Origin of the sequence: Pontibacterium sp. (assembly GCF_964228735.1) — a bacterium.
GTDB lineage: Bacteria > Pseudomonadota > Gammaproteobacteria > Pseudomonadales > Balneatricaceae > Pontibacterium.
Map to the genome: position 1 here is coordinate 39,657 of NZ_CAXRBQ010000076.1, position 21,189 is coordinate 60,845.

General features: G+C 53.4%; 20 protein-coding genes. 13 read left to right on the forward strand and 7 right to left on the reverse strand.

Going from position 1 to position 21,189, the window contains the following annotated elements:
• Positions 1 to 234 precede the first annotated feature (234 nt).
• Together ACEQ15_RS08435 and ACEQ15_RS08440 are read left to right on the forward strand one after the other, a co-directional pair.
• Positions 235 to 1,887, forward strand: coding sequence for an ATP-binding protein (locus ACEQ15_RS08435; protein ID WP_370278682.1), 1,653 nt, complete (start codon positions 235 to 237; stop codon positions 1,885 to 1,887).
• Positions 1,888 to 1,892: 5 nt separating this feature from the next.
• Complete coding sequence (locus ACEQ15_RS08440; protein ID WP_370278683.1) at positions 1,893 to 2,582, forward strand: response regulator; 690 nt, start codon at positions 1,893 to 1,895, stop codon at positions 2,580 to 2,582.
• Between the two features lie 44 nt (positions 2,583 to 2,626).
• Here ACEQ15_RS08440 and ACEQ15_RS08445 read toward each other — a convergent pair whose 3' ends face one another.
• The gene (locus tag ACEQ15_RS08445; protein ID WP_370278684.1) at positions 2,627 to 3,058 is read right to left on the reverse strand and encodes an acyl-CoA thioesterase; all 432 of its coding nucleotides are present in this window, start codon (positions 3,056 to 3,058) and stop codon (positions 2,627 to 2,629) included.
• A 282-nt stretch (positions 3,059 to 3,340) separates the two neighbouring features.
• Between ACEQ15_RS08445 and ACEQ15_RS08450 the strand changes: the two genes are divergently transcribed.
• Complete coding sequence (locus ACEQ15_RS08450; RefSeq protein ID WP_370278686.1) at positions 3,341 to 3,490, forward strand: hypothetical protein; 150 nt, start codon at positions 3,341 to 3,343, stop codon at positions 3,488 to 3,490.
• Positions 3,491 to 3,748: 258 nt separating this feature from the next.
• Entirely contained in the window at positions 3,749 to 6,841 is a 3,093-nt protein-coding gene (locus ACEQ15_RS08455) for an EAL domain-containing protein (protein ID WP_370278687.1), read from the forward strand.
• Positions 6,842 to 6,904: 63 nt separating this feature from the next.
• On the opposite strand, the gene ACEQ15_RS08460 is transcribed toward ACEQ15_RS08455, so the two are convergent.
• Both ACEQ15_RS08460 and rnr read right to left on the reverse strand, forming a co-directional pair.
• Positions 6,905 to 7,522, reverse strand: a complete 618-nt coding sequence (locus ACEQ15_RS08460) for a hemolysin III family protein (protein ID WP_370278690.1) — start codon at positions 7,520 to 7,522, stop codon at positions 6,905 to 6,907.
• A gap of 84 nt (positions 7,523 to 7,606) precedes the next feature.
• Complete coding sequence (rnr, locus tag ACEQ15_RS08465) at positions 7,607 to 9,934, reverse strand: ribonuclease R (RefSeq protein ID WP_370278692.1); 2,328 nt, start codon at positions 9,932 to 9,934, stop codon at positions 7,607 to 7,609.
• A gap of 662 nt (positions 9,935 to 10,596) precedes the next feature.
• On the opposite strand from rnr, the gene ACEQ15_RS08470 reads away from it, so the two are divergent.
• From ACEQ15_RS08470 to ACEQ15_RS08480, 3 genes are all read left to right on the forward strand, one after another.
• A complete protein-coding gene (locus tag ACEQ15_RS08470) occupies positions 10,597 to 11,325 on the forward strand; it encodes a response regulator transcription factor (RefSeq protein WP_370278693.1) in 729 nt (242 codons plus the stop codon).
• The gene (locus ACEQ15_RS08475; protein WP_370278694.1) at positions 11,319 to 12,779 is read left to right on the forward strand and encodes an ATP-binding protein; all 1,461 of its coding nucleotides are present in this window, start codon (positions 11,319 to 11,321) and stop codon (positions 12,777 to 12,779) included. The genes ACEQ15_RS08470 and ACEQ15_RS08475 overlap by 7 nt, the downstream gene beginning before the upstream one ends.
• A 102-nt stretch (positions 12,780 to 12,881) precedes the next feature.
• Positions 12,882 to 13,235 carry a hypothetical protein gene (locus ACEQ15_RS08480; RefSeq protein WP_370278695.1) on the forward strand — a complete coding sequence of 118 codons (354 nt, stop codon included), beginning with the start codon at positions 12,882 to 12,884 and terminating at the stop codon, positions 13,233 to 13,235.
• A 68-nt stretch (positions 13,236 to 13,303) separates the two neighbouring features.
• Here the strand turns inward: ACEQ15_RS08480 and ACEQ15_RS08485 are convergent, their stop codons facing one another.
• The 3 genes from ACEQ15_RS08485 to ACEQ15_RS08495 form a co-directional block, all read right to left on the reverse strand.
• Complete coding sequence (locus tag ACEQ15_RS08485; RefSeq protein ID WP_370278696.1) at positions 13,304 to 13,900, reverse strand: LysE family translocator; 597 nt, start codon at positions 13,898 to 13,900, stop codon at positions 13,304 to 13,306.
• A gap of 52 nt (positions 13,901 to 13,952) precedes the next feature.
• Complete coding sequence (locus tag ACEQ15_RS08490) at positions 13,953 to 14,795, reverse strand: AraC family ligand binding domain-containing protein (RefSeq protein WP_370278697.1); 843 nt, start codon at positions 14,793 to 14,795, stop codon at positions 13,953 to 13,955.
• Between the two features lie 141 nt (positions 14,796 to 14,936).
• Positions 14,937 to 15,587: a glutathione S-transferase family protein gene (locus tag ACEQ15_RS08495; protein WP_370278698.1), complete on the reverse strand. Its 651-nt coding sequence runs from the start codon at positions 15,585 to 15,587 to the stop codon at positions 14,937 to 14,939.
• A gap of 106 nt (positions 15,588 to 15,693) precedes the next feature.
• On the opposite strand from ACEQ15_RS08495, the gene ACEQ15_RS08500 reads away from it, so the two are divergent.
• The 3 genes from ACEQ15_RS08500 to ACEQ15_RS08510 all read left to right on the forward strand — a co-directional run bounded on the left by ACEQ15_RS08500 (position 15,694) and on the right by ACEQ15_RS08510 (position 18,702).
• A complete protein-coding gene (locus tag ACEQ15_RS08500; protein ID WP_370278700.1) occupies positions 15,694 to 16,107 on the forward strand; it encodes a winged helix-turn-helix transcriptional regulator in 414 nt (137 codons plus the stop codon).
• 358 nt (positions 16,108 to 16,465) lie between these two features.
• Positions 16,466 to 17,908, forward strand: a complete 1,443-nt coding sequence (locus ACEQ15_RS08505; RefSeq protein ID WP_370278702.1) for a nitrogen regulation protein NR(II) — start codon at positions 16,466 to 16,468, stop codon at positions 17,906 to 17,908.
• Between the two features lie 128 nt (positions 17,909 to 18,036).
• A complete protein-coding gene (locus ACEQ15_RS08510; RefSeq protein ID WP_370278704.1) occupies positions 18,037 to 18,702 on the forward strand; it encodes an SDR family oxidoreductase in 666 nt (221 codons plus the stop codon).
• A 99-nt stretch (positions 18,703 to 18,801) separates the two neighbouring features.
• On the opposite strand, the gene ACEQ15_RS08515 is transcribed toward ACEQ15_RS08510, so the two are convergent.
• Entirely contained in the window at positions 18,802 to 19,059 is a 258-nt protein-coding gene (locus tag ACEQ15_RS08515; RefSeq protein WP_370278705.1) for an HlyU family transcriptional regulator, read from the reverse strand.
• 220 nt (positions 19,060 to 19,279) lie between these two features.
• Here ACEQ15_RS08515 and ACEQ15_RS08520 point away from each other — a divergent pair, with 220 nt between their 5' ends.
• The 3 genes from ACEQ15_RS08520 to ACEQ15_RS08530 all read left to right on the forward strand — a co-directional run bounded on the left by ACEQ15_RS08520 (position 19,280) and on the right by ACEQ15_RS08530 (position 21,015).
• Positions 19,280 to 19,534 (forward strand): type II toxin-antitoxin system Phd/YefM family antitoxin, encoded by a 255-nt coding sequence (locus tag ACEQ15_RS08520; protein WP_370278706.1) that lies wholly within the window; start codon positions 19,280 to 19,282, stop codon positions 19,532 to 19,534.
• On the forward strand, positions 19,527 to 19,787 hold the full coding sequence (locus tag ACEQ15_RS08525; protein ID WP_370278707.1) for a Txe/YoeB family addiction module toxin: 261 nt from the start codon (positions 19,527 to 19,529) through the stop codon (positions 19,785 to 19,787). Before ACEQ15_RS08520 ends, ACEQ15_RS08525 begins: the two co-directional genes overlap by 8 nt.
• Positions 19,788 to 19,995: 208 nt before the next feature.
• Positions 19,996 to 21,015, forward strand: coding sequence for a hypothetical protein (locus ACEQ15_RS08530; protein ID WP_370278708.1), 1,020 nt, complete (start codon positions 19,996 to 19,998; stop codon positions 21,013 to 21,015).
• Positions 21,016 to 21,189 lie beyond the last annotated feature (174 nt).

Below are 21,189 nucleotides of genomic sequence, written 5' to 3' on the forward strand. Positions count from 1 at the left end.
AGTCGCATATGCAAGGCGCTGTACGCAGAGAATGGCCATAGTCCTTCGCAAGGACAGCAACACAGCAGATGCGACTTGCAGGCCTTGCCCGTAGGGGCATTCGGGATGATCCCCACTCGGCGTCAGGACTGCTTGCAATATCTAGATATTGCGGTGCAGCCCTTTCTTGATTGTGAACCATCCCGAAAGCCAGAGTGCCTACACGACTTGTTCGAAGGTTCCAGAATAAAAACAATGAAGTTACTGAATCGACTCAAACTCAAAAGCCGGATGATCCTGATCCTCGGTTTGATGGCCTTGGTCCAAACCGGGTTTATCGGCTTATTCGCCGTCCATTACCTGCACCAATCGCTAGACGAACAGATTGGCCAGCGCGCTCTGCACGTAGCAAAAACCATCGCTGCATTGCCTACCATCGTCGAGGCGGTCGAACGGCGTGACAGCGCCTACCTGCAACCAGTCAGCCTGCGCCTGGCTGAAAAGACCCAGGCTCGATTCGTGGTCATTGGCGACAGTGAAGCGATCCGTCTGGCGCACCCCAATCCCGAGAAGCTGGGCCTCTCCATGGCCGATGATGAAGGCGACGATAGCGCCGAAGCGTTGGTGCATGGGAAAGGCTATATCTCCAAAGCACTGGGCAGCCTGGGCTGGTCGATGCGCGGCAAGGCACCGGTATTCAGTACCGATGGCACCCGTGTGGTGGGCGTTATCTCCGTGGGTTATGACCTTGATCGAGTGGCTGACATTATCCACCGCTACCGACTAACCCTGATTGCGGTAATTTCCTTCTCGTTTGTGCTGAGTGCGATGATTGCCGTGTGGTTTGCCAACCACTTCAAGCGGGCGATCTTTGGGCTCGAACCGGAACAGATTGCCCGGCTGTTTGATGAGCAGAAAGCCACGCTGGAATCGGTCCGTGAAGGGATCATCGCTGTCAACGCGGACGGCTGTATCACCACCTTTAACCGGGCCGCGGTAGACACCTTGGGCTTGCCGGAAAACACCCAGTTGAACGGACGTAAGATCACCGATGTTATTCCAGATAGTGCCATGCTTGAGGTACTGCAGAGCGGTGAACCCCACTATGACCAGGAGTTGTGGTTTAACGACCATGTATTTATCGCCAACCGCCTGCCGCTAAAGCAGGGCGACCAGATCACCGGCGTGGTCTCCAGTTTCCGTCGTAAAGACGAGTTGGATCTGGTGAGCAAGAAACTGACCCGAATCCAGCAATACGCCGACACCCTGCGTAGCCAGGCGCACGAATATTCCAACAAGCTGCATACCATCGCCGGACTCATCCAGATCGGGGCTAATGAAGAAGCGCTGGCGCTGATCGGCCAGGAAACCCGTAGCCACCAGAAACTGATACGTCTGCTGCTCGATGCGGTGCCCGATCCGATTCTGGCGGGTTGCCTGTTGGGTAAATACAACCGTGCCCGTGAGTTGGGTCTGCGTCTGAAGATCGATCCGGAAAGCCGCATGACCGAACTTCCGGATCATCTGCCGCGGGAACAGTTGGTAAGCATCTTGGGTAACCTGATCGACAATGCCCTCGAAGCGACTCTGAAACACAAAGGTGTGAACGGAGAAGTCACCTTGTCGATGACCGATCTGGGCAACGACCTGATCTTCGAGGTGGAGGATCAGGGGCCTGGCATTTGTGAATCTGACCAACAGCGTATCTTTGAAAAAGGGGTGAGCAGCAAAGGCAAAGAGGGGCACGGCATCGGCCTGCATCTGGTGAAAAGCCTGCTGAACAACCTGGGCGGCACCATTACGCTGGAGCCAGTGGCGGAAACCGGCAGCCGATTTATCGTTTATATACCGAAGCAAAGGGAGCAGCGCTCCGCTGAGTTCCATTCGGAACAGGACGCGGGGTTATAACAAGAATGAATCCTATTCGAGTAGTAATCGCAGAAGATGATCAACAGATCGCCGAAATTCAGCGGCGTTTTCTGGAACGTATCGAGGGCTTTGAGCTGGTGGGTGTGGCCCACGGCCTGGAAGAAGCGCAGGACCTCACCGATGTGCTGCAGCCGGAATTGCTGTTGCTGGATATCCAGTTCCCTACCGGGACGGGTCTGGAACTGCTAAGAGACTTACGTGCCAACAACAGCGAAACCGATGTAATCCTTATCACCGCCGCTAAGGAGGTGGATACCCTTCAGGCTGCGTTGCGTGGTGGCGTGTTTGACTACATCCTGAAACCACTGGTGTTCGAGCGGTTGCAGGAAACCCTGCAAAGCTACATCAAGCATCGGGAGAAGCTGCAGGCGATGCGCCAGATCGCCCAGAGCGATGTAGATACCATCCTGCCTCGGGGTGTGAGCGGTGCACCGAGCGCACCTGTAGAGAGCCGATTACCGAAAGGGATCGATGCGCTCACGCTGGATAAGATCCGGCAGGTATTTACCGAACAGACTGAATCTTTAAATGCGGAAGAGGTGGGGGAGCAGATCGGTGCCAGCCGGACCACGGCACGGCGTTATCTGGAGTACCTGGTTAGCACCAATGAGCTGAACGCTGAGGTCAGCTACGGCAGTGTGGGACGGCCGGAGCGGCGCTACAAACTGCTTTAAAAAGCAACAGGGCGCGGTAGGCGCCCTGTTTTTTAGATCAATGCTTAACGCAGGTCATCCACCGAATAACCTTCCAGTGCATACGCAGGCAGGTCTTCTTTTTCCGGCACCGGGGTTGGTTTGCCCTCGTCATCAATCGCCACGAACTTAAAAATCGCCTCGGTCACTTTTTCGCGCTGACCGATACGGCCACGGCGTACCCAGGCTTCCACGTGCACGTTGATTGACGTGCGACCCACCGACTCGATATCGGTGTACACACCCAGGATGTCACCCACTTTTACCGGGCGGATAAAACTCATCGTATCCAACGATACGGTTACAACACGGCACTGCGCACGCTGACCGGCGCAGATCCCTGCCGCCATATCCATCTGAGACAGTACCCAGCCACCAAAAATATCGCCTGCCGGGTTGGTATCGGCGGGCATCGCGATCGTACGGGTCGTCAGGCGACCTCGGGTTGTTTCTGTCATTGCAATCGGCCTTGCTTGTTTTATTGAATATTAATTATGCATTCCATTATTCCACTTTAGTTGTAGCGGGGGGAAGGGGAATGCTTCGAGTGGTAAGTCGGTTTCCACACATATCTATGCAAAGAGGCGACTTTTTGCCGGTTTGTGACGTCTGGTTGAGGTAATTCCTGCCGTTTAGCTGAACAGGGGGGGATCTAACTTATTGAAAAACGGTAACGGCGTAAAAACTGGCCCTTACTTTGCTGAATTTTGCAGACAACATGCGAGAAAAGGCCAAATGCTATGGGAACGCAACAGACACGATCACCGGGCATGCTGCATGTAGTAGAGCAGGATTACACTTTCACCGAGTGGGAAAAAGCGGAAGCGCAACAGCTGGTACTGATGGCGCTGGAGACTTACGACGAGGAGGAGCCAGACACGTCCGGTTAGCGGGGTATGATCCATTAACCATAAAAAATTGCAGGGTATCGCTGTTTAAAATAGCGATCTGCTTCTATAGTGCATTACAGCAATACATGACGTGCAGTAGAAGCGATATGGCCTGTTGGGCTCGCCGAATGAATAACGATTACTTTCGACATCCTGTTTGAATCCGATCGAATGCGGTCGAAAGTCAGACGGAGAATCCCGTAAACGCGTGCCAGGTGGGTCGCCTGTTAATTTGTGTTAATTAAGGATGATTACGTTATGCGGTTAACCGCCACAGCACCGTCAGCCCTTTTCACAAATGCTCTGTTAACCCTCGTTTATTTCCTGACTGCGAAGCTGGCTTTAGGCATGGCGGAAGATGGCTACGCCAGTCCATTCTGGCCGCCTACGGGTTTTGCCATTGCCGCCATACTACTGGGGGGATACCGCATGCTGCCCGGCGTATTTTTTGGCGCATTTGCGGTTAACTGGCAGGTGGATCAGCTCAGCCTGACGGCGTTGCAGATCGCGACCGGTAACAGCCTGGAAGCGTTTCTCGCCGGGTATTTGGTCCGTCGATTTATCTCCCGCCGCTATTTCCTCAACTACTATCGCGAGGTGATCCACTTCACCTTGTGTGTGATGTCTGCCGCTGCGTTGGGGGCATCAATTGGCAGCCATGCGGTTACCGATTGGCAGGCGGAGAATCCCCTCTCACAGTGCCTGCATATCTGGAAAGTGTGGTGGTTGGGGGATGTTGTGGGCGCTTTGGTGTTTGCACCTCTCATCCTCTCCTTTGCCCGCCAGTACAAAGCCCCGCAACGAAACTGGCGGGAAATCGTGTTGTTTGTTGTGCTGGTTGTTGGCGTGGGTGGCATCGTATTCGGCGGTTGGGGCTCCATTGTAATGGATAACGCGCCGTTTGCGTTTTTGCCGCTGCCGCTGCTGGTGGCTGTAGCCTATCGCTTTGTGCATCGCGGCAGTGCGCTAAGTGTGATGTTCCTGGCACTCTCTGCCATCAACGGTACGTTGGCAGGGTACGGTCCCTTTGTCTCCGATGATATTCCCCATTCCCTGCTGCTTCAGCAGGTATATGTGTGCTGCCTGGCCTTGTGCGGCTTGTTGCTGTGTGCGGTGATTCACGAACGGGAGCGGGCGCAGCAGGCCTTGCAGCGCTTATCCAACCGACTGGAGGGACAGGTCCAGCGGGCGACCCATGAACTGGTTGAAAAGAACGCCACTTTGCATGAAAAGCAGCGGGAGCAGGCGAGCCTGATTGTTGATCTGCGTACCAGTGAAAACCGGTACCGCGCCATCTTTGAAAATGCGCCGGAAGCCGTGGTGCTGTTCAGCCTGAACACTTTCCGTTTTGTGGATGCCAATGACAATGCGCTGTCGCTGTTTGGTTATACCCACGAACAGATGATGAATTTGTCGGTAGACGACATCTCGCCACCAAATCAGCCCAACGGGGAATCATCGGCTGAAATGGCGCTAGCCTATATTGATCGGGCAATGATGGGCGAGTCTTGCTGCTTCGAGTGGCAGCATCTCAATGCAAAAGGTTACGGCGTGCAGTGTGAGGTCCGTCTGGTGCTGTTTCCGTCGCGCGAAGACCGTTTGGTTCGTGGCAGCATCACCGTGATCGAAGACCGGGTGAAGGCAGAGGAACGCCGTCGACTCACTGCCAAACTGTTCGTGAACACATCCGAAGCGGTCATCATTACCGATAACGCGCAAAACATCATCGAAGTGAACGACGCCTTCTGTCGCATCAGCGGTTATACCGCACAGGAAGTCATGGGGCAGCCGCACCAGACCTTCGTGTTTGCACCCCAGGAAGAGGAACTCTACCGCCAGGTCTGGCACGTGGTGGAAGAGAAAGGGCGCTGGCAGGGCGAGGTCCTTGGCTGTCGCAAGAACGGTGAATTCTATCCCAAGAGTCTTACCTTAAGCGAAGTGCGCAGCAGTGATGGTCGTGTGACGCACTATCTCGGGCAGTTTACCGACATCACCGAAGCCAAGGCGAAAGAGGAGCGGTTGATCGAACTGGCCACCTTCGATCACCTGACCGGGCTGTATAACCGCAACGCTTTTTTGCAGCACCTGAAACAGGCGATTGCTGACTCAAACCGTTCAGGCCGTGAATTTGCCGTGTTGTTTATCGATCTGGACGGCTTTAAGCGGCTCAACGATTCGTTAGGGCATGATTTTGGTGACCAGGTCATTCGGATTGCTGCCGAACGTCTGCAGCAGAATACCCGTGTCAACGACCTGGTGTCGCGCCTCGGCGGGGATGAGTTCACCCTGCTGGTGAAGGAACCGCAGGCCGGAATTGATCAGGCGCGGCTGGCGGAGAAGGTGCTGACCACACTGGCGGAACCCTATCAGGTGGGTGATAAAACAATACACCTCACCGCCAGCATCGGTATCAGCCGCTATCCTGCGGATGGCAGTGAATGCAAGGAGTTACTGCGCACGGCTGATATGGCCATGTACCGTGCCAAGAACGGCGGCAAGAACAGCTATCAGTTCTACACCACCGAGATGAAAGCGCAGGTGCAGCGCCATCTCCGGTTGGAGACTGAGTTGCACGATGCGCTGGTACGGAATGAGTTCTGTTTGCACTACCAGCCGCAGATCGACCTGAACACTGGGCGATTGGTTGGCATGGAAGCGTTGATCCGCTGGCAACACCCTGAGCAGGGATTGCTATTCCCGGGGGATTTCATCGACGTGGCGGAACAGAGTGGACTGATCTGTGATATCGGCAACTGGGCGTTGCATGAAGCCTGTCGCCAGGCTCGGATTTGCCAGCAGGAAACCGACCAGGCGATTCTGGTGGCGGTTAACCTGTCGACCCGTCAGTTCCATGACCCCGGGATCTTGCTGGATCAGGTAGATCACGCGCTGAGTTCGAATGGCCTGCCCGCATCCATGCTGGAGCTGGAGATTACCGAAAGTATGTTGATGGAGGATGTGCAAGCAGCACTGGATACGCTGGTCGCTTTGCGTGACAAGGGCATCAGTATCGCCATCGACGACTTTGGTACCGGCTACTCCTCGCTGGCTTACCTGAAGCAGTTTGCGGCGGATAAGCTGAAGATCGACCGTACCTTTGTGCGGGACTTGGAGCACGATCCCGATGACGCGGCTATCATCTGCGCCACCGTCGCGCTGGCGCACAGCCTGAAACTCCAGGTCATCGCTGAAGGTGTTGAGAACGAGGCGCAGAAGAGCTTCTTGATCGGACTGGGCTGTGACGAGATGCAGGGCTATTTGCTGGCGAAACCGATGCCGCCGGAAGAACTGATCGACTTTATCCTCGCATACCATTGCGAAACCGATGAACCGTTGGTCTACGATATCTGATGGTCTAACCGTTTTGGCGAAAGTTGGCGACTTTAGTGCAGGAAGTCAGCTATAAAGTGGGCCTTAGCTCACAAAAAAGAACACCGATACATAGTGGCAACCGCTGCCCGCCATGGTGAACAGGTGCCAGATGCCATGGGCATGGCGCATGCGTCCATCGCGCAAGTAGAACAGAATACCCAGGGTATAGAAGAGCCCGCCGGCCAATAGCCAGATAAAGCCGCCCAGAGGAAGTACTTCGAGTAGTGGCACAATGGCGATCACCATCAACCAGCCCATCACCAGGTAGATCAACAGTGAATGCCAGCGTGCCCGGCGGCGGTGGATAAATTCCAGTGTCATACCGAGCAATGCCAGACCCCAGACCAGGCCAAACAGCAGCCAGCCCCAAAAGCCGCGCAAGCTCACCAGGGTAAATGGTGTGTAGGTGCCCGCAATCAACAGGTAGATCGCCTGATGATCCAGTTTACGGAACAGTTCTTTCAACTTGCCGCGCAGGCTGTGATAGAGGGTGGAGGTGACATAGAGCAGCACCAGACTGACACCGTAAATGGCAAAGCTGGTGATCTGCCAGGGGTCGCCTTGTCGGGCAGCATGGACGACCAGGACCACGAGCCCCACCAGTGCGGCGAGCGCTCCGACCAGGTGGGTAATGCTGTTAAACCGCTCACCTTTGTACATCGCTCTTTTTCCGAAACATACTGTTAGCTATGACAGCGTTCGGAAGTGGTGGGTTCGGTATGGTCGCCAGGCTTACCTGAGTCGTTAGCGCTTCTTGCTCTTGTAGTACTTCTTCTTACGTGGCTTCTGGCGCTCGGGCTGATCAACAAACTCAAAGTCGATCTTGCGCTGGTCCATGTCGATCTTCACTACACGGATTTCAACCGTATCGCCCAGGCCGTAGCTGGTGCGGGACTGATCACCCACCAGACGCTGCTTGGCTTCGTCAAAGTGGTAGAAGTCACTTTTCAGGTTGGAAACATGGATCAGGCCTTCCACCTGAATATCCTCGATCTCGATAAATAGACCAAACTTGGCCACGCTGCTGATAATGCCGGTGAAGGTATCACCGATAAAATCCTGCATGTACTCACACTTCAGCCAGGCTTCCACATCCCAACTGGCCTGATCGGCGCGGCGGGAGGCTTCGGAACAATGTTCGGCCAGAATCAGCATCGCCTGCATGTCGTACGGGTACGCCTTAGTCGGTTCCAGACGCGGTGCATTTTTCACCCGCTGTACCGGATCGGTGCCCTTGCCGGTAATGCGTTTCAGCGCACGGCGGAAGGCGCTGCCGGTTTCGTTGCGGCGGATTACCGAACGGATTGCACGGTGTACCAGCAGGTCCGGGTAACGACGGATCGGCGAAGTGAAATGTGCGTACGCCGAGTAGGCCAGACCAAAGTGGCCCTGGTTATCCGGGCTGTATTCCGCCTGGCTGAGGGAGCGTAGCATCATGGTGCGGATGATGTGTGCATCGCTGCGATCCCCAAGGGAAGTCAGCAGCTTGTCATAATCCGCTGGTGTTGGTTTATCACCGCCACCCAGGTTCAGCCCACGCTCGCCGAGAAAGGCGCGCAGGTTTTTCAGTTTCTTCTCCAGGGGGCCGTCATGGATACGGTACAGTGCCGGGATCTGCAGTTTTTCCAGAAAGCCCGCAGTTGCCACGTTGGCGCAGAGCATGAACTCTTCGATCATCTTGTGGGCGTCGTTGCGCACGACCGGCACGATCTGCTCGATCTTGCGGTTTTCATTAAAGCGGAACTGCACTTCGCGGGTTTCAAAGTCGATGGAACCGCGTTTGCTACGTGCCTTGCGCAGGGCGCCGTACAGCTTATGTAACTCCTGCAGGTGTGGCACGATCGCCTTGTGGTTGTGGGCGACCTGTCTGCCAAGGCCTGAGCTGGAGTCGGACAGCAGTGCGCCGACCTGGGTGTAGGTTAGGCGTGCATGGGAGTGAATCACCCCTTCAGCGAAGCTGAAGTCGGTCATCTTGCCCGCGCTGTTGATCGCCATCTCACACACCATCACCAGACGGTCCACTTTGGGATTGAGCGAGCAAAGTCCGTTGGAGAGGGCTTCCGGTAGCATCGGCACCACATGGCCCGGGAAATACACCGAGGTGCCACGCTCGCGGGCTTCGATATCCAGTGCGCTGTCGGGTTTTACGTAGTGGGAGACATCGGCAATCGCCACATACAATGTCCAGCCGCTACCGCTTTTCTCGCAATAGACGGCATCGTCAAAATCGCGGGCGTCTTCGCCATCGATGGTTACAAACGGCAACTTACGCAGGTCTACGCGGTGTTCTTTATCTGCGGCCGCAACCTGTTTACCCAGACTTTCGGCCGCCTTGAGCGCATCCTGTGGCCAGCGGTGGGGAATGTCGTGGCTGCGCAGTGCAACATCGATCTCCATGCCCGGAGCCATGGAGTCGCCCAGCACTTCGGTCACACGGCCGGTGGCATTGTAACGGCTGCATGGTTGCTCCAGGATCTCTACTGAGATGTATTGGCCCAGTTTCGCACCCGCCAGATCCTCTTCATCGATATCGATTTCGTTGGTGATGCGGCGGTTTTCCGGTTCCAGGAAGTAAACGCCGTCCTCGTCCTGCGCCAGACGGCCAACCAGCTGTGTGGTGTTGTGCTCCAGCACCTTAACGATCTTGCCTTCTTCACGGCCACGGCGATCCACACCGCTGATGCGCACCTGCACCCGGTCGCCGTCAAATACCGACTCCATCTGTTTATTAAACAGGAACAGATCGTCGCCACCTTCATCGCGGGACAGGAAGCCAAAGCCGTCAGGGTGACCAATCACCGTGCCGGTCACCAGCTCCTCGGCACGCAGTACGCTGTAACCCTTGCGTGGGTGGAAGATCACCTGGTTGTCACGCTCCATCGCACGCAGGCGACGGCGCAGGGCTTCCTGTTCCTCTTCGCTATACAGTTGCATCGCTTCTGCCAACTGGTAGCGGTTCAGGGAGGTGTCGTGTTCATTTAGCAGGCCCAGGATAAAGTCACGGTCTGGGATCGGGTGGCTGTATTTCTCTTTGTCTGAGGATTTAATCGCCCCAGAAAATTGCTTACTCATTCTCATTTCTCAAAAAAGCCACAATCGGTGCGTGATGTGCGTTATGAAATGCGGTGTAAAAACAGTTCAGATAAACGCGGCAGCGATGCTGGCTGGTGTCACTCAACGCATTGAATGACGTCAATTCGGCTGACACACGCACAACGCGGAATGTCGATGACTCATGCCAGGCCTTCTACCAGGCCTCTCGGGGCATGTGGGTGACTTAACGGCTTATGGCCTGGAAGTGTGTTGGCACATCAACGGCGTTCTAGCGGATAGGTCGGTTGCTTAAAAGCAGCGAATACGGCCAAAAACAACAATCAACTGAAAGTATGGTGCACGTATGTTGCAAAGATCTTTAAGCGCGGGAAATAACACTGGAATTCAAAACTGCGGGGCGGGAATACTGAAGCAGTAAAACGGCGTGCGGAGATTTAAAAATAGAATTGTTTCTCGATAGCGCACAATCTACAGCACGCTGGTTAATTGTCAACCAGTTTTGCGGAAAGATGGGCCCACACCTTGTGTAGCCCATAGCGTGGACCACGCTTCATCGTCCTGTGATATTGCTCTGATATCCGGCAAGAGGAGGCCGTGACGTTTTTGTGATACCTGCCTGCTAGACTTCCTCATAATCCGATAAAACAGTGGCGGCGCCCTGTGGGGCGCTCGGTTGCGTCATGGAAAAGAATATCCTGGTCATCGAAGACAATAGGGATATTGCACAGCTGGTGATGGTTAACCTGCGTGATAAACACCTGCACGTTGAACATGCTGATAACGGCAGCACAGGTCTTGCCCGAGCGATGAGTGGGCGATACGACCTGGTGATACTGGACCTGATGCTGCCGGAGGTGGACGGTCTCGATATCTGCCGTAACCTGCGCAGCGAAAAGGTCTATACACCAATCCTGATGCTGACCGCACGCACCTCCGAACTGGATCGGGTGCTCGGCCTGGAAGTGGGGGCCGATGACTATCTCACCAAACCCTTCAGCGTGCCGGAGCTGGTGGCACGGGTGAATGCCATTCTGCGCCGCTCGGATCAATATCAACCGGTGAAAGCAGGGCCGCAGCATTCCCCGCTGCAATTTGGTCACCTTCGGATCGACCCGGAAACCCGTCAGGTACGTGTGCACGATACCCCCATCGAGCTGACTGCCAAAGAGTTTGATCTGCTGTGGCATTTTGCCAGCAACCCCGAGCGCGTATTCACCCGCGAACAGCTGCTCGATAGCGTGTGGGGGTATGGCTACGAAGGCTACGATCACACCGTTAATTCCCACATCAACCGTCTGCGCGCCAAGATCGAGCCCGACCCGGCCAAACCGCGTTATGTGATGACCGTGTGGGGTGTGGGCTACAAGTTCTCCGGGCGTGACAGTGGTGGGTATGCCGAGCCATGTTAAAGACCTTGTACAGCCGTTTGGCGTTAACCCTGTTTCTACTGCTCTGCGCGGTGGGAGTGCTGTTTATTCAGTTGATCGGGCACTCGGCCACTATGTACCAGCAGGAGGTGGTGCAGAAACTGAACCGCGAGTTGGCGGATCATATCGTGGATGAGTATTCACTGATTCAGGGGCGTCAGATCAATCGTGAGGCGCTGGACCAGCTGTTCCATCATCTGATGGTGATCAACCCAAGTATCGAACTTTATCTGCTCGATGAGCAGGGGCTGGTGCTAGGGTATTCCGCACCCGAAGGTAAGGTGAAGCGGGCACAGGTCGCACTCGAACCGATCCGGCAGTTTATGGAGAGTAACGCACCCTATCCGTTGGAGGGGGATGACCCGCGTAATCTGGCCGGGCAGAAGGCGTTTTCCGTAGCGCCCATATTTGATGGCGAGCAGACACAGGGATACCTCTACATCATCCTGGGTGGCGAACAGTTCGATCATGTGATGGCGATGCTCGGACAGAGTTATATCCTCGACTCCTCCCTGCAGGTGTTTCTGATTGCGCTGGCGGTTGCGCTGATCGGAGGATTGCTGGTGTTCGCTGTCCTGACCCGACGCCTGCGCCAACTGGGCAACATCATGCGCCAGTATGGCAACGGCCAGCAGCAGGATGATGCGACACTGCGATACCCACGCCGGTCAAACGACGAAATCGACAGGTTGGGCCAGCAGTTCAACGCCATGGCGGATAGGATCAGCGAGCATGTGGGGGAGCTGAAGCGGGTCGACAGCCTGCGCCGCGAGATGGTGGCCAATATCTCCCACGACCTGCGTACACCGCTTACCACCTTACGGGGTTACCTTGAAACCCTCGATCTGAAACACGATCAACTGACGGAACAGGAGCAGCGCCAGTATCTGCAAACGGCGCTGAGCCACAGCAAGCGGTTGGGCATTATGGTGGAGGAGCTGTTTGAGCTGGCGCGTCTGGATTCCTGCGAATCGGTGATCTATGCCGAGCCGTTTTCTATGTGTGAGCTGGTACAGGATGTAGCCCAGAAATACCAGCTGCGGGCACAGGAGAGGTCGATCAGCCTGGAAGCCAGTCTGAACCCGGAAACCCCGCCGGTCTACGGTGATATCGCCATGATGCAGCGGGTGCTGGAAAACCTGCTGGAAAACGGCCTGCGCCATACGCCTGCCGGTGGCGCTGTCCGTATCCGCGTGGATGTGGATTCCGGTAATGTGGTGGTTCAGGTGGCGGATACCGGCTGTGGCATCCCGGAAGAGGATATACCGCACGTATTCGAGCGTTTCTACCAGCGTGATTCCAGTCACTATGACGCGGACAACGCCGGCCTGGGGCTGGCCATCGTCTGGCGTATCCTCGAACTACACGGCAGTGCCATCCAGGTCCACAGCAAGCCGCAACAGGGCACCATCTTTCTCTTTCGTCTTCCCCTCTAACGACTATTTTTCGATGTGATCAATTTGTGAACATTTCGTGATCAGCGTGTGAACGCGACAGGTAACAATAAAGCCCGGTAGAAAAACAAAAAGGGGATGATCATGACTCTTTTAAAACAAGTCGGGAGCACCTGTCTGATCTTTGGTGCACTGGCGTTGCCGTTTACAGCAGAAGCAAAACCCCGTGAAGATGGCCGCGGTACCGGGCCGGTGATCTTCGTGACCTCTCAGGGCCTCTATTACGACTCCATTGTGCTGACCGACCTGCCGCCGATGAAAGGCCGGTTTCAGGAATTGGTTGCGGGCATGAACGGTCTGGAAACCGAATACGGTCCCGGAGAACCGGGCCATCTGGGTGGCCGCTGGTGGATGGATTCCAATGAGAACGGCGTGATGGATCTGGAAGATGCCTACTTTATGTGTCCATTGCTGGGGCCGGGACGCGAAACGCCTTAGGCTTTGCGTCTCACGCGATGTGTTCCCAGTACGGCTCAATCAGGATGAAAGACTGTCTCACAGATCGCCTATATCCACGCCTGAAAAACGTGGCTGTAGGCGATATCCCCCGCCACATAAAACAGCAACACCGCCATAGCGAGATTCAGTACCCGAAAATAGCTGGGTTTGCTGATCCATCCGCTCAGATATCTGCCCATCAGCATGTAGACGGTTGGCGCACCAAACGCCATCGTTGCCAGAACCAGTGACCAGAACAGAATCGCCATACCGCTGATCTCCGCTGCCGGAAACTGCACCGTGGTGATTGGCAAGATCGCAATCGGCGCTTTGGGATTGAGTAACTGCATCAGGAGCCCTGAGCGAAACGTCAGCGTGGCGTCTGGCTGTGAGCACGCGCTTACCTTCACATTGGCGCGGGCGATCTTAAATGCCAGATATGCGATATAGATACACCCCAGCACGCTGATCACAATCTGGTATTTCGGTGAAACCAGCCATGCGCCGGTATACCCAAACAGCACGAACAGCAGCAACATCGCACAGCCTACCCCGATACAGAATTTCAACCGGGTGTGAGTATTCAGCCCGGTATTTAGGCTCAGCAGATTAACCGGGCCTGGGGTGTACATAATGCCAAACGCGTACGCGAGTATTTCAACCATCGTGAAATCCCTGGAAGTAAAAGAGAGTTTTGGATTGGGTGATAGTAAGGAACTACTTACCGATAAAGTGCTGCTGGTACTGACGTGGTGTCATACCGTAGATCGGCTTGAAGCGCCGGTTGAAATGGCTAAGGTCGCTGAAGCCGTAGTCAAACACCACATCCTCAAGTAGTTGGCCTGTTTCCAATGCCTCGCGTGCTCTGTTGATACGGCAGTTGATGATGTACTGGTGTGGCGTGATGCCATACTGCTGCCGGAACATACGCAGGAAGTGGTACTTGGAGAGGCTCGCCTGCGCGCTGATTTCATCCAGCGACATCTCATCCATCAGGTTGGCGTGGATATAGTCCCGTGCCTGCAGCAGCAAACGGTCGACCTTACGCACCACACGATCCGGTGAGTACTCGCCGTAACACTGTGCGATCCGCGCCGCCAACTGATATAGCTCGCACTCCTGCTGCAGCTTGTTGTCGCTTTTGCTTTTGCTTTCGCCTTCCAACAACAGCGCCATATTCAGAATGCGCTGGCGAAGCTGCGCATCACTGATCAGCGTATCGGCAATACGGAAATCCCGGCTCTGTGTTACCCCGGCGGTCTCCAGCATTGGTTCCAACTGATCCGGATGGATATAGAGCATTCGGTAACGCAGGGCATCGTCTACGCCGGAGTGGCCGTCGTGCACTTCACCGGGATTAAACACAATGATGTTGCCCGGCAGGCTGCGGTGGAAAGCGCCGCTGGAGAAGAAATCCTGACGACCGGCCAGTGTCACACCAAACGAAAACTCCTCGTGGGCATGTTTGCCGTAGGAGAAGTCGTCGATCTGTGCGCGCAGTGCCGTCACCTGCTCAAGGTGTTGGCTTTTGGCGAACTGGAACTGGTTGTCTGGTTTCATGATCCTTAATGCTCTGACCACATCAAAATTACCGGAAGTGATGTTGATCAGTGTAGGGGAGGGCCACCCAGGATGACTAGAACGAAATTGCGGAGTTTTGGCTCAACCCCGTTGAAACAACAAACCTCTATTGTGATCCGTCTACGGTTGCGGTTTTCTGCCTACCAGCTCGGGGCTGGCAGGTGCGGATGCGATCCAGTGGGGCGTTTGACGCATATGTTCAAAGTAAGTGTTTAGATGCGGGAAGGGCGCCCAATCAAATGGGATCATCTCTTTAAAAAACTCAACGTGAATGATCGAGTAGTCCGCCAGCGTGATCGTATCACCGACCATGTAACGTCGGTCTTGCAGGTGAGCATTCAACACTTGAGAGAACCTTGCTAGCTGATCGGTAGCCCACTCTATAACTGCGGGATTTCCCGGCGTGCCGAGAAAGTTGGGTTTGGCGATGGACTCAAAGGCCAGGGTGCCGAAGGCTTGGTTAAAGTGGGCCAGCTCCCAGCACTGCCATCTGGTGATGTCTGCCCTGAGCTTAAGATCTTTCGGATAAAGACTCTCATCCCCCGCCTTATCGGCAAGATATTGCATGATCGCGTTGGATTCCCACAGGTTCAGATCACCATCAACCAACGTTGGCACCATGGCATTGGGGTTTAACGCTGTGTACTCCGGGCGGCGGGTATCACCCGCAAAAAGATCCAGGTATTCAATCTCCATATCAATGCCGGTATGGTTTACGACGGCAAGCACTTTACGCGAATTCGGTGAACCTTCGATGGCGTATAACTTCATCTCTATTCTCCCTGATTAAATTTACTTGTTTTTTACAAGCTAATTTCACCGTAGTTAGATAGCTTGTTTTTTGCAAGTTAAATTATGGCAAGGTACTCTTTGCCTTATGGTTGATAAAAAAACGAAAAATTGGGCGGGTTGCCCCATCCGCTTTGGGATGAGTCAGTTCGGCGACAAATGGAGCTTCCTGATCATCCGTGATCTGATGTTCAAAGGGCGCCGGTATTACAATGAGTTTTTGGAAGCGGGCGAAGGAATATCAACCAACATACTGGCCAGCCGCCTCGCTGATCTGGAGCACAACGGCATAATCAGCAAACGTCAGGACACCGAGAAACGCTCAAAAAACATCTACCGGTTGACGGAAAAAGGCATTGAGCTGATGCCGATGATGTTAGCGATGATCGACTGGGCTGAAAAATATGATGATCAAACCGAAGTCCCGGCTGAATTTATCAACAAGCTTCGTGATTCCCCTGAGAAGCTCCGTCAGGAGCTATTAAATCAACTGGAAGACTAGCGCAGCTGTAGCGGCATGCATGCTGGCCCCAGGTTATCCACTTGGGATAGCAGCCGACCAGCAGGTATTCAGGTATACGTGAGCGCTGGTTGGCACTCTGTCGAAACCTGCGAGCAGGAATTTCGATAATCTTGTCCAAGTGCTGGTTGAAGCGATTTGGATGGCTGAATCCTGACCAGGCTTCTGCCTTCGCGGTACCCGTGTCGCCAATCCTAGGCGGATTAACCTCAGAAACACTCCAAAATAGTGTAACCTTTATCTAATAACGCTGTCTTACAGCCCGACGTGACTGACTGCACTCAATACCGTAGTGGGCACAGCGCTCTTTTTTGGTCGATCTATTGGTAAAACAAGGCTCATGACATTGTTGGACTTTATCAAAACCAAGCTCTTTCTATTTGCGCTCTTCATCTACAGCCCGTGGGCGATGGCGGGTATCAACCTCTTTAAAGACGAACACGGCAAAACCAACTGGCAGCACCTGGCGAACTGGAGTAGCGGTACGCTGATCATCATCCTGACGATCACCGTCACCTACCTGTTTATCGCTCGTCGCAAAGCCTTCATTGCCAACCGCGAGCTGAACGCCATCCGCAAAGAGCTGGAAATGCGTGTGCAGGAACGTACCGCGACTCTGCAGGAGACCAACAAAGCGCTGGAATCGGAAGTGTCCCAGCACGTGGTTACCGCCGATCAGCTGCGTGAATCCGAGTCTTACATCAAAGATATCCTCACCTCGATGCCGCTGATGCTGGTGGGCCTCGATAAAGAAGGTCGTGTCACCCACTGGAACCGCATGGTGGAGGAGCTGTCCGGTGTGCGCTCTGAAGACGCGCTGGGTAAAACCCTGTGGGAAGCCTACCCAACTATGACGGTGGTGCCGGAGCATATCCAGCAGGCGATCGAGCAGAAGAAAACCATCCACCTTAAGCAGAGCATGCGTAGCCTGCGCCACTTCGACATCACCATCTATCCACTGCAGGGTGACTACGAAGGTGTGGTAATCCTGGTGGATGACGTAAGTAAGGAAAAAACCGCCGAGAACCTGCTTATCCATAACGACAAGATGTCCTTTATGGGTGAAGTGGCGTCAACCATGGCGCACGATATCAACCTACCGCTGCAAGCAATCCTGATGGACCTGCGCCGTTTCCACAATGTCCTGGCAGACAGTCAGCAGCAGGGTGGTGGCGCCCAGAACGAACTGCTGGAAGAGATTGCCAAGGATATGTCGAACCGTGGTGATCAGGTGTCCAAGATCATCAACAACCTGCTGACCTTCTCCCGCAGCCGTCACAGCGAGAAACAGCTGACCAATATGGTCGATGTGATGGAACACACGGTTGATCTGGGTAAAGAGGTGATCTCCGGTGACGATACCTTGTCCTTCAACCAGGTGAAGCTGGACTGGCAGGTTGAAAAGAATCTGCCGCAGGTGGCCTGTTACATCACCGAAATACAACAGGTATTTCTGAGTCTGTTCCGTCACTCCATGATGGCATTGCAGCAGCGTGCCTCTAAAGAGGAGTTCGAACCGACCATCAAGATCGTGCTGGCGCAGGGCTACGACAGTTTCTGGATCAAGATTCAGCACAACGGTATTGGCCTGAGCAGTGATGAGCAGATGGGGCTGTTTGAGCCGTACTTCAGCGACAACGAGGAAGCAGAAGGGTTTGATGCAGGTACGCACCTGTCGTTCTCGTACTACATCATCACCGAACAGCATCAGGGCCACATGGCAGTAACCTCCGATCCTACCGTGGGTTCTACCTTCCATATGGAACTGCCGCTGCCGCAGTAATCAGTTCTGAATTATTCGGGCCAGGGTGCAATAGGTGATGCTATTGCACCTTAGGCCATTACCGAATCCAGCTATCAAATAACAACGTACTCAGGGATCTTAACCCTACACAAACGGAAGCAATTACTATGTCTAAAACCGTTGTAATTACCGGTGCCAATCGCGGTATCGGACTGTCCTTTTGCCGACTGTACAAGGCCCAAGGTTGCACTGTGTATGCCGCATGCCGTAACGCATCCCCGCAGCTGGTTGAACTGGGTGTTGAGGTAATTGACGGCGTTGACGTATCAGAGCAGCAGGGGATTGCACGTCTGGTATCCGCGTTGGATGGCGTGAGTATTGATCTGCTTATCAACAACGCGGGCATTCTGCGCAATGAGGTTTTGGGACAGATCGATCAGGATTCAATCCGCAAGCAGTTTGAGACCAACGCGCTGGCGCCGTTGATGGTGACCGAAGCCCTGATGAACAACCTGGCTGAAAACGCTAAAGTCGCTCTGATCACCAGTCGCATGGGATCGGTTGCTGATAACACCAGTGGTGGCCGCTACGGTTATCGCATGTCCAAAGCCGCGTTGAATATTGCCGGTATGTCTCTGTCACATGATCTGAAAGGGCAGGGTGTAGCTGTAGCTATTCTTCATCCGGGGCTGGTGGGTACGGAGATGATCGGTGGTCACGGCGACATCACCCCTGACCAAGCGGCAGAGCGCCTGGCGCAGCGTATTGAAGAGTTAAACCTGAGCAACAGCGGTACCTTCTGGCACTCCAACGGTGATGTGCTGCCTTGGTAAATGGGTAATCGTGTAGGGTGCATTTGTAGGGCTGCCTTTAGGCTGCCGGCACCCTAAAGGGTGCCCTACAATCGATCCCCAAACGCCCAACCAATCCCCTCACGAAAAGATCGCTTCGCCTTTCTGATCAATAAAGATCTTCGCTTTCTCGTGTGCCCGCTGCACACACACTTCCTCCGCTGCCACCCGATCCACCAAAGAGAAGCTATGCTGCTTGTCTTTCTTCGAGATATTGCCGCTGATCCGGTAGTGGTTACCGACCTGTTCAGGCGTAGCCATAATCGTAAAACCCTTATAGCGCACAGCGCCTTCGGGCAGGGGAGCGAAGAAAGATTTCAGTGCGGACAGTAAGCTCATGGTGAACCTCCTAATTTTTGTTATCTTTCGATACTAGAAAGGGCGCGATACAAAGGGGAAGGGAGTAGGTACCAAAGCAGTAAGCAGTCGGTGCTAATTGAGTACGGGGATCACATTGGGTTCAGGAATTGAAAACTGAACATGTGCGTTAAGTTGTACAAGTTTTGAGCATGAATTAGACTTGTCCTGTAAGTAGTACAACTTTAAATGCGAGAATATTATGCGAGTCGTATCCTTTAGTGATGCACGCAGCCGGTTAAAGTCCGTGCTGGATGAGGTGGTAGACGATGCCGATTGCACAGTTATCACCCGCAGGGATGCCGAAGATGCGGTGGTGATGTCACTGGATCATTACAACAGCTTGATGGAAACGGTTCATCTGCTGAAATCACCGGCGAACGCTGCACACCTCAATCGATCTATTGAACAATACAAAAATGCTCAGGTGACGGAGAGAGAGCTTATAGATGAGTAGGCTTCTGGCATGGACGGATGAAGCCTGGGCAAGCTACCTGTACTGGCAAACTCAGGATAAGAAGACGCTAAAAAGAATCAATAGACTGATTCAAGACACTCAGCGATCCCCGTTCGAAGGGATCGGCAAACCGGAAGCACTGAAGGAGAACTTATCGGGCTTCTGGTCTCGCCGCATCGACGATACACACCGCTTGGTGTATGCCGTGGATGATCGGTATATCACGGTAATTTCTTGTCGGTATCATTACTGAAGACAATAGAATGCCTAAGAGTTGCTAAATGAAACCTAGATTTATAACCGCCCCCATCATCTTTGACTAAAGACCATAGGTTTGTTGTACGGCACCTGTACGATGCTCGGCACTCTCTGCTAGAGTTGTCCTCTAAATGGATGGAGTTACTCGAAATGAGTACTCGAAGAACAATTGGAAATAAGCAGGAAGGAACATGCTCATAGACATGGATAATGGACTGGTCACCTTTTTTGAAGTTGAAGCTTGTGGGTTTTATCGCCTCAAGCAAGATGCCAGAGAGTTGGATCACAAGTTTGGTGATATGACTGCACTCGTAAAGGACCTTGAACGCTGGCTAACTGGGAAAAAGTTCGAGCAAACCCTTCCTTGGAGAGTAGAGGATTTTCCTCTTAGAGTTAAAACATATTGTCGCGGATTAGCTATAGACCCTGATACTAACGACGCTGTAATTGTAATCTATCGATCAGTAGGTGATAACTCTGGGAATATTCATGGAATTAAAGTTGGTTCTGCTGTAGGTCCAGATGAGAAGGGAACTATCGTTGCCGGATCAAGTGAAGATGGTGAGGAAATAATCTGGGGGCAACCTTGTTACTACTGGATTATCCCAGAAAAGAATAAAATTGCTTCTATCAGGTTTCCACACTCTTCATCTGATACTCCTAAGCTCTCTTCATACATCAAGGACTTCGTAAATAACCATAGCAGTTTTGGCGAGCGAAATAAGTCTGAAAGTGTTAGGGAGAATCCCGCAGATCCTACTAGGAAGATTAAAATTACAAGGACAAACTTCCCTTATGGCGAGGGTAAAGATAAGTGCAACTGTATTTTTAAGTTTTCAGCGAAAGAGTTAAGACTGAAAACGTTGAAAGAAGATCTTGATCAGCTACATGAAAGAATAACTCATACAATTATTAGAGATAGTATTACGGCTACTATCCCTGATACCCGTACCCCGTTCTTCCAGATTGGTAGTCAAATACTGCCTTCAGTCTTTGGACCTAGTGGTAAGTTTGAAAAAGCCAAACATGTTGAGGTTATCGTGGACGGGTCGCCGTCTCGTAAGGAGCTTTATAAGCTTTATGAACAACAAGCCGGTGAGGAAAATAAGGACTGGAGGAACATAGGTTTTAAGACTGAAGGTGCCAATGGACCGACTACCTGGATTCAAGACTATGTTCCTGAATCAGTGAATTCATCTGCTATTGCCGTGCCACCGCATTGAATATAACCACATTCTTTACCACCACTCGATCTTATCCGGATTCTGCCGCCGCATCTGCGCTACTGCAGCATCATTCACCGTCTTCTCCGACGTTTTTTTGCTCTGAATGCTATCGGGAACCACAAAACATCCTGCCATGCATGGCGCTTTGTGGCTTGGCGGTTGAACGAGGTG

Bases quoted from the DNA above. Each gene is read 5' to 3' on its own strand.
- ACEQ15_RS08525 (WP_370278707.1), top strand. From the start codon at position 19,527: ATGAGTAGGCTTCTGGCATGGACGGATGAAGCCTGGGCAAGCTACCTG.
- ACEQ15_RS08475 (WP_370278694.1), top strand. From the start codon at position 11,319: ATGTTAAAGACCTTGTACAGCCGTTTGGCGTTAACCCTGTTTCTACTG.
- ACEQ15_RS08460 (WP_370278690.1), bottom strand. From the start codon at position 7,522: ATGTACAAAGGTGAGCGGTTTAACAGCATTACCCACCTGGTCGGAGCG.
- rnr (WP_370278692.1), bottom strand. From the start codon at position 9,934: ATGAGTAAGCAATTTTCTGGGGCGATTAAATCCTCAGACAAAGAGAAA.
- ACEQ15_RS08505 (WP_370278702.1), top strand. From the start codon at position 16,466: ATGACATTGTTGGACTTTATCAAAACCAAGCTCTTTCTATTTGCGCTC.
- ACEQ15_RS08495 (WP_370278698.1), bottom strand. From the start codon at position 15,587: ATGAAGTTATACGCCATCGAAGGTTCACCGAATTCGCGTAAAGTGCTT.
- ACEQ15_RS08450 (WP_370278686.1), top strand. From the start codon at position 3,341: ATGGGAACGCAACAGACACGATCACCGGGCATGCTGCATGTAGTAGAG.
- ACEQ15_RS08440 (WP_370278683.1), top strand. From the start codon at position 1,893: ATGAATCCTATTCGAGTAGTAATCGCAGAAGATGATCAACAGATCGCC.
- ACEQ15_RS08445 (WP_370278684.1), bottom strand. From the start codon at position 3,058: ATGACAGAAACAACCCGAGGTCGCCTGACGACCCGTACGATCGCGATG.
- ACEQ15_RS08515 (WP_370278705.1), bottom strand. From the start codon at position 19,059: ATGAGCTTACTGTCCGCACTGAAATCTTTCTTCGCTCCCCTGCCCGAA.
- ACEQ15_RS08490 (WP_370278697.1), bottom strand. From the start codon at position 14,795: ATGAAACCAGACAACCAGTTCCAGTTCGCCAAAAGCCAACACCTTGAG.
- ACEQ15_RS08455 (WP_370278687.1), top strand. From the start codon at position 3,749: ATGCGGTTAACCGCCACAGCACCGTCAGCCCTTTTCACAAATGCTCTG.
- ACEQ15_RS08520 (WP_370278706.1), top strand. From the start codon at position 19,280: ATGCGAGTCGTATCCTTTAGTGATGCACGCAGCCGGTTAAAGTCCGTG.
- ACEQ15_RS08485 (WP_370278696.1), bottom strand. From the start codon at position 13,900: ATGGTTGAAATACTCGCGTACGCGTTTGGCATTATGTACACCCCAGGC.
- ACEQ15_RS08480 (WP_370278695.1), top strand. From the start codon at position 12,882: ATGACTCTTTTAAAACAAGTCGGGAGCACCTGTCTGATCTTTGGTGCA.
- ACEQ15_RS08510 (WP_370278704.1), top strand. From the start codon at position 18,037: ATGTCTAAAACCGTTGTAATTACCGGTGCCAATCGCGGTATCGGACTG.
- ACEQ15_RS08470 (WP_370278693.1), top strand. From the start codon at position 10,597: ATGGAAAAGAATATCCTGGTCATCGAAGACAATAGGGATATTGCACAG.
- ACEQ15_RS08435 (WP_370278682.1), top strand. From the start codon at position 235: ATGAAGTTACTGAATCGACTCAAACTCAAAAGCCGGATGATCCTGATC.
- ACEQ15_RS08530 (WP_370278708.1), top strand. From the start codon at position 19,996: ATGGATAATGGACTGGTCACCTTTTTTGAAGTTGAAGCTTGTGGGTTT.
- ACEQ15_RS08500 (WP_370278700.1), top strand. From the start codon at position 15,694: ATGGTTGATAAAAAAACGAAAAATTGGGCGGGTTGCCCCATCCGCTTT.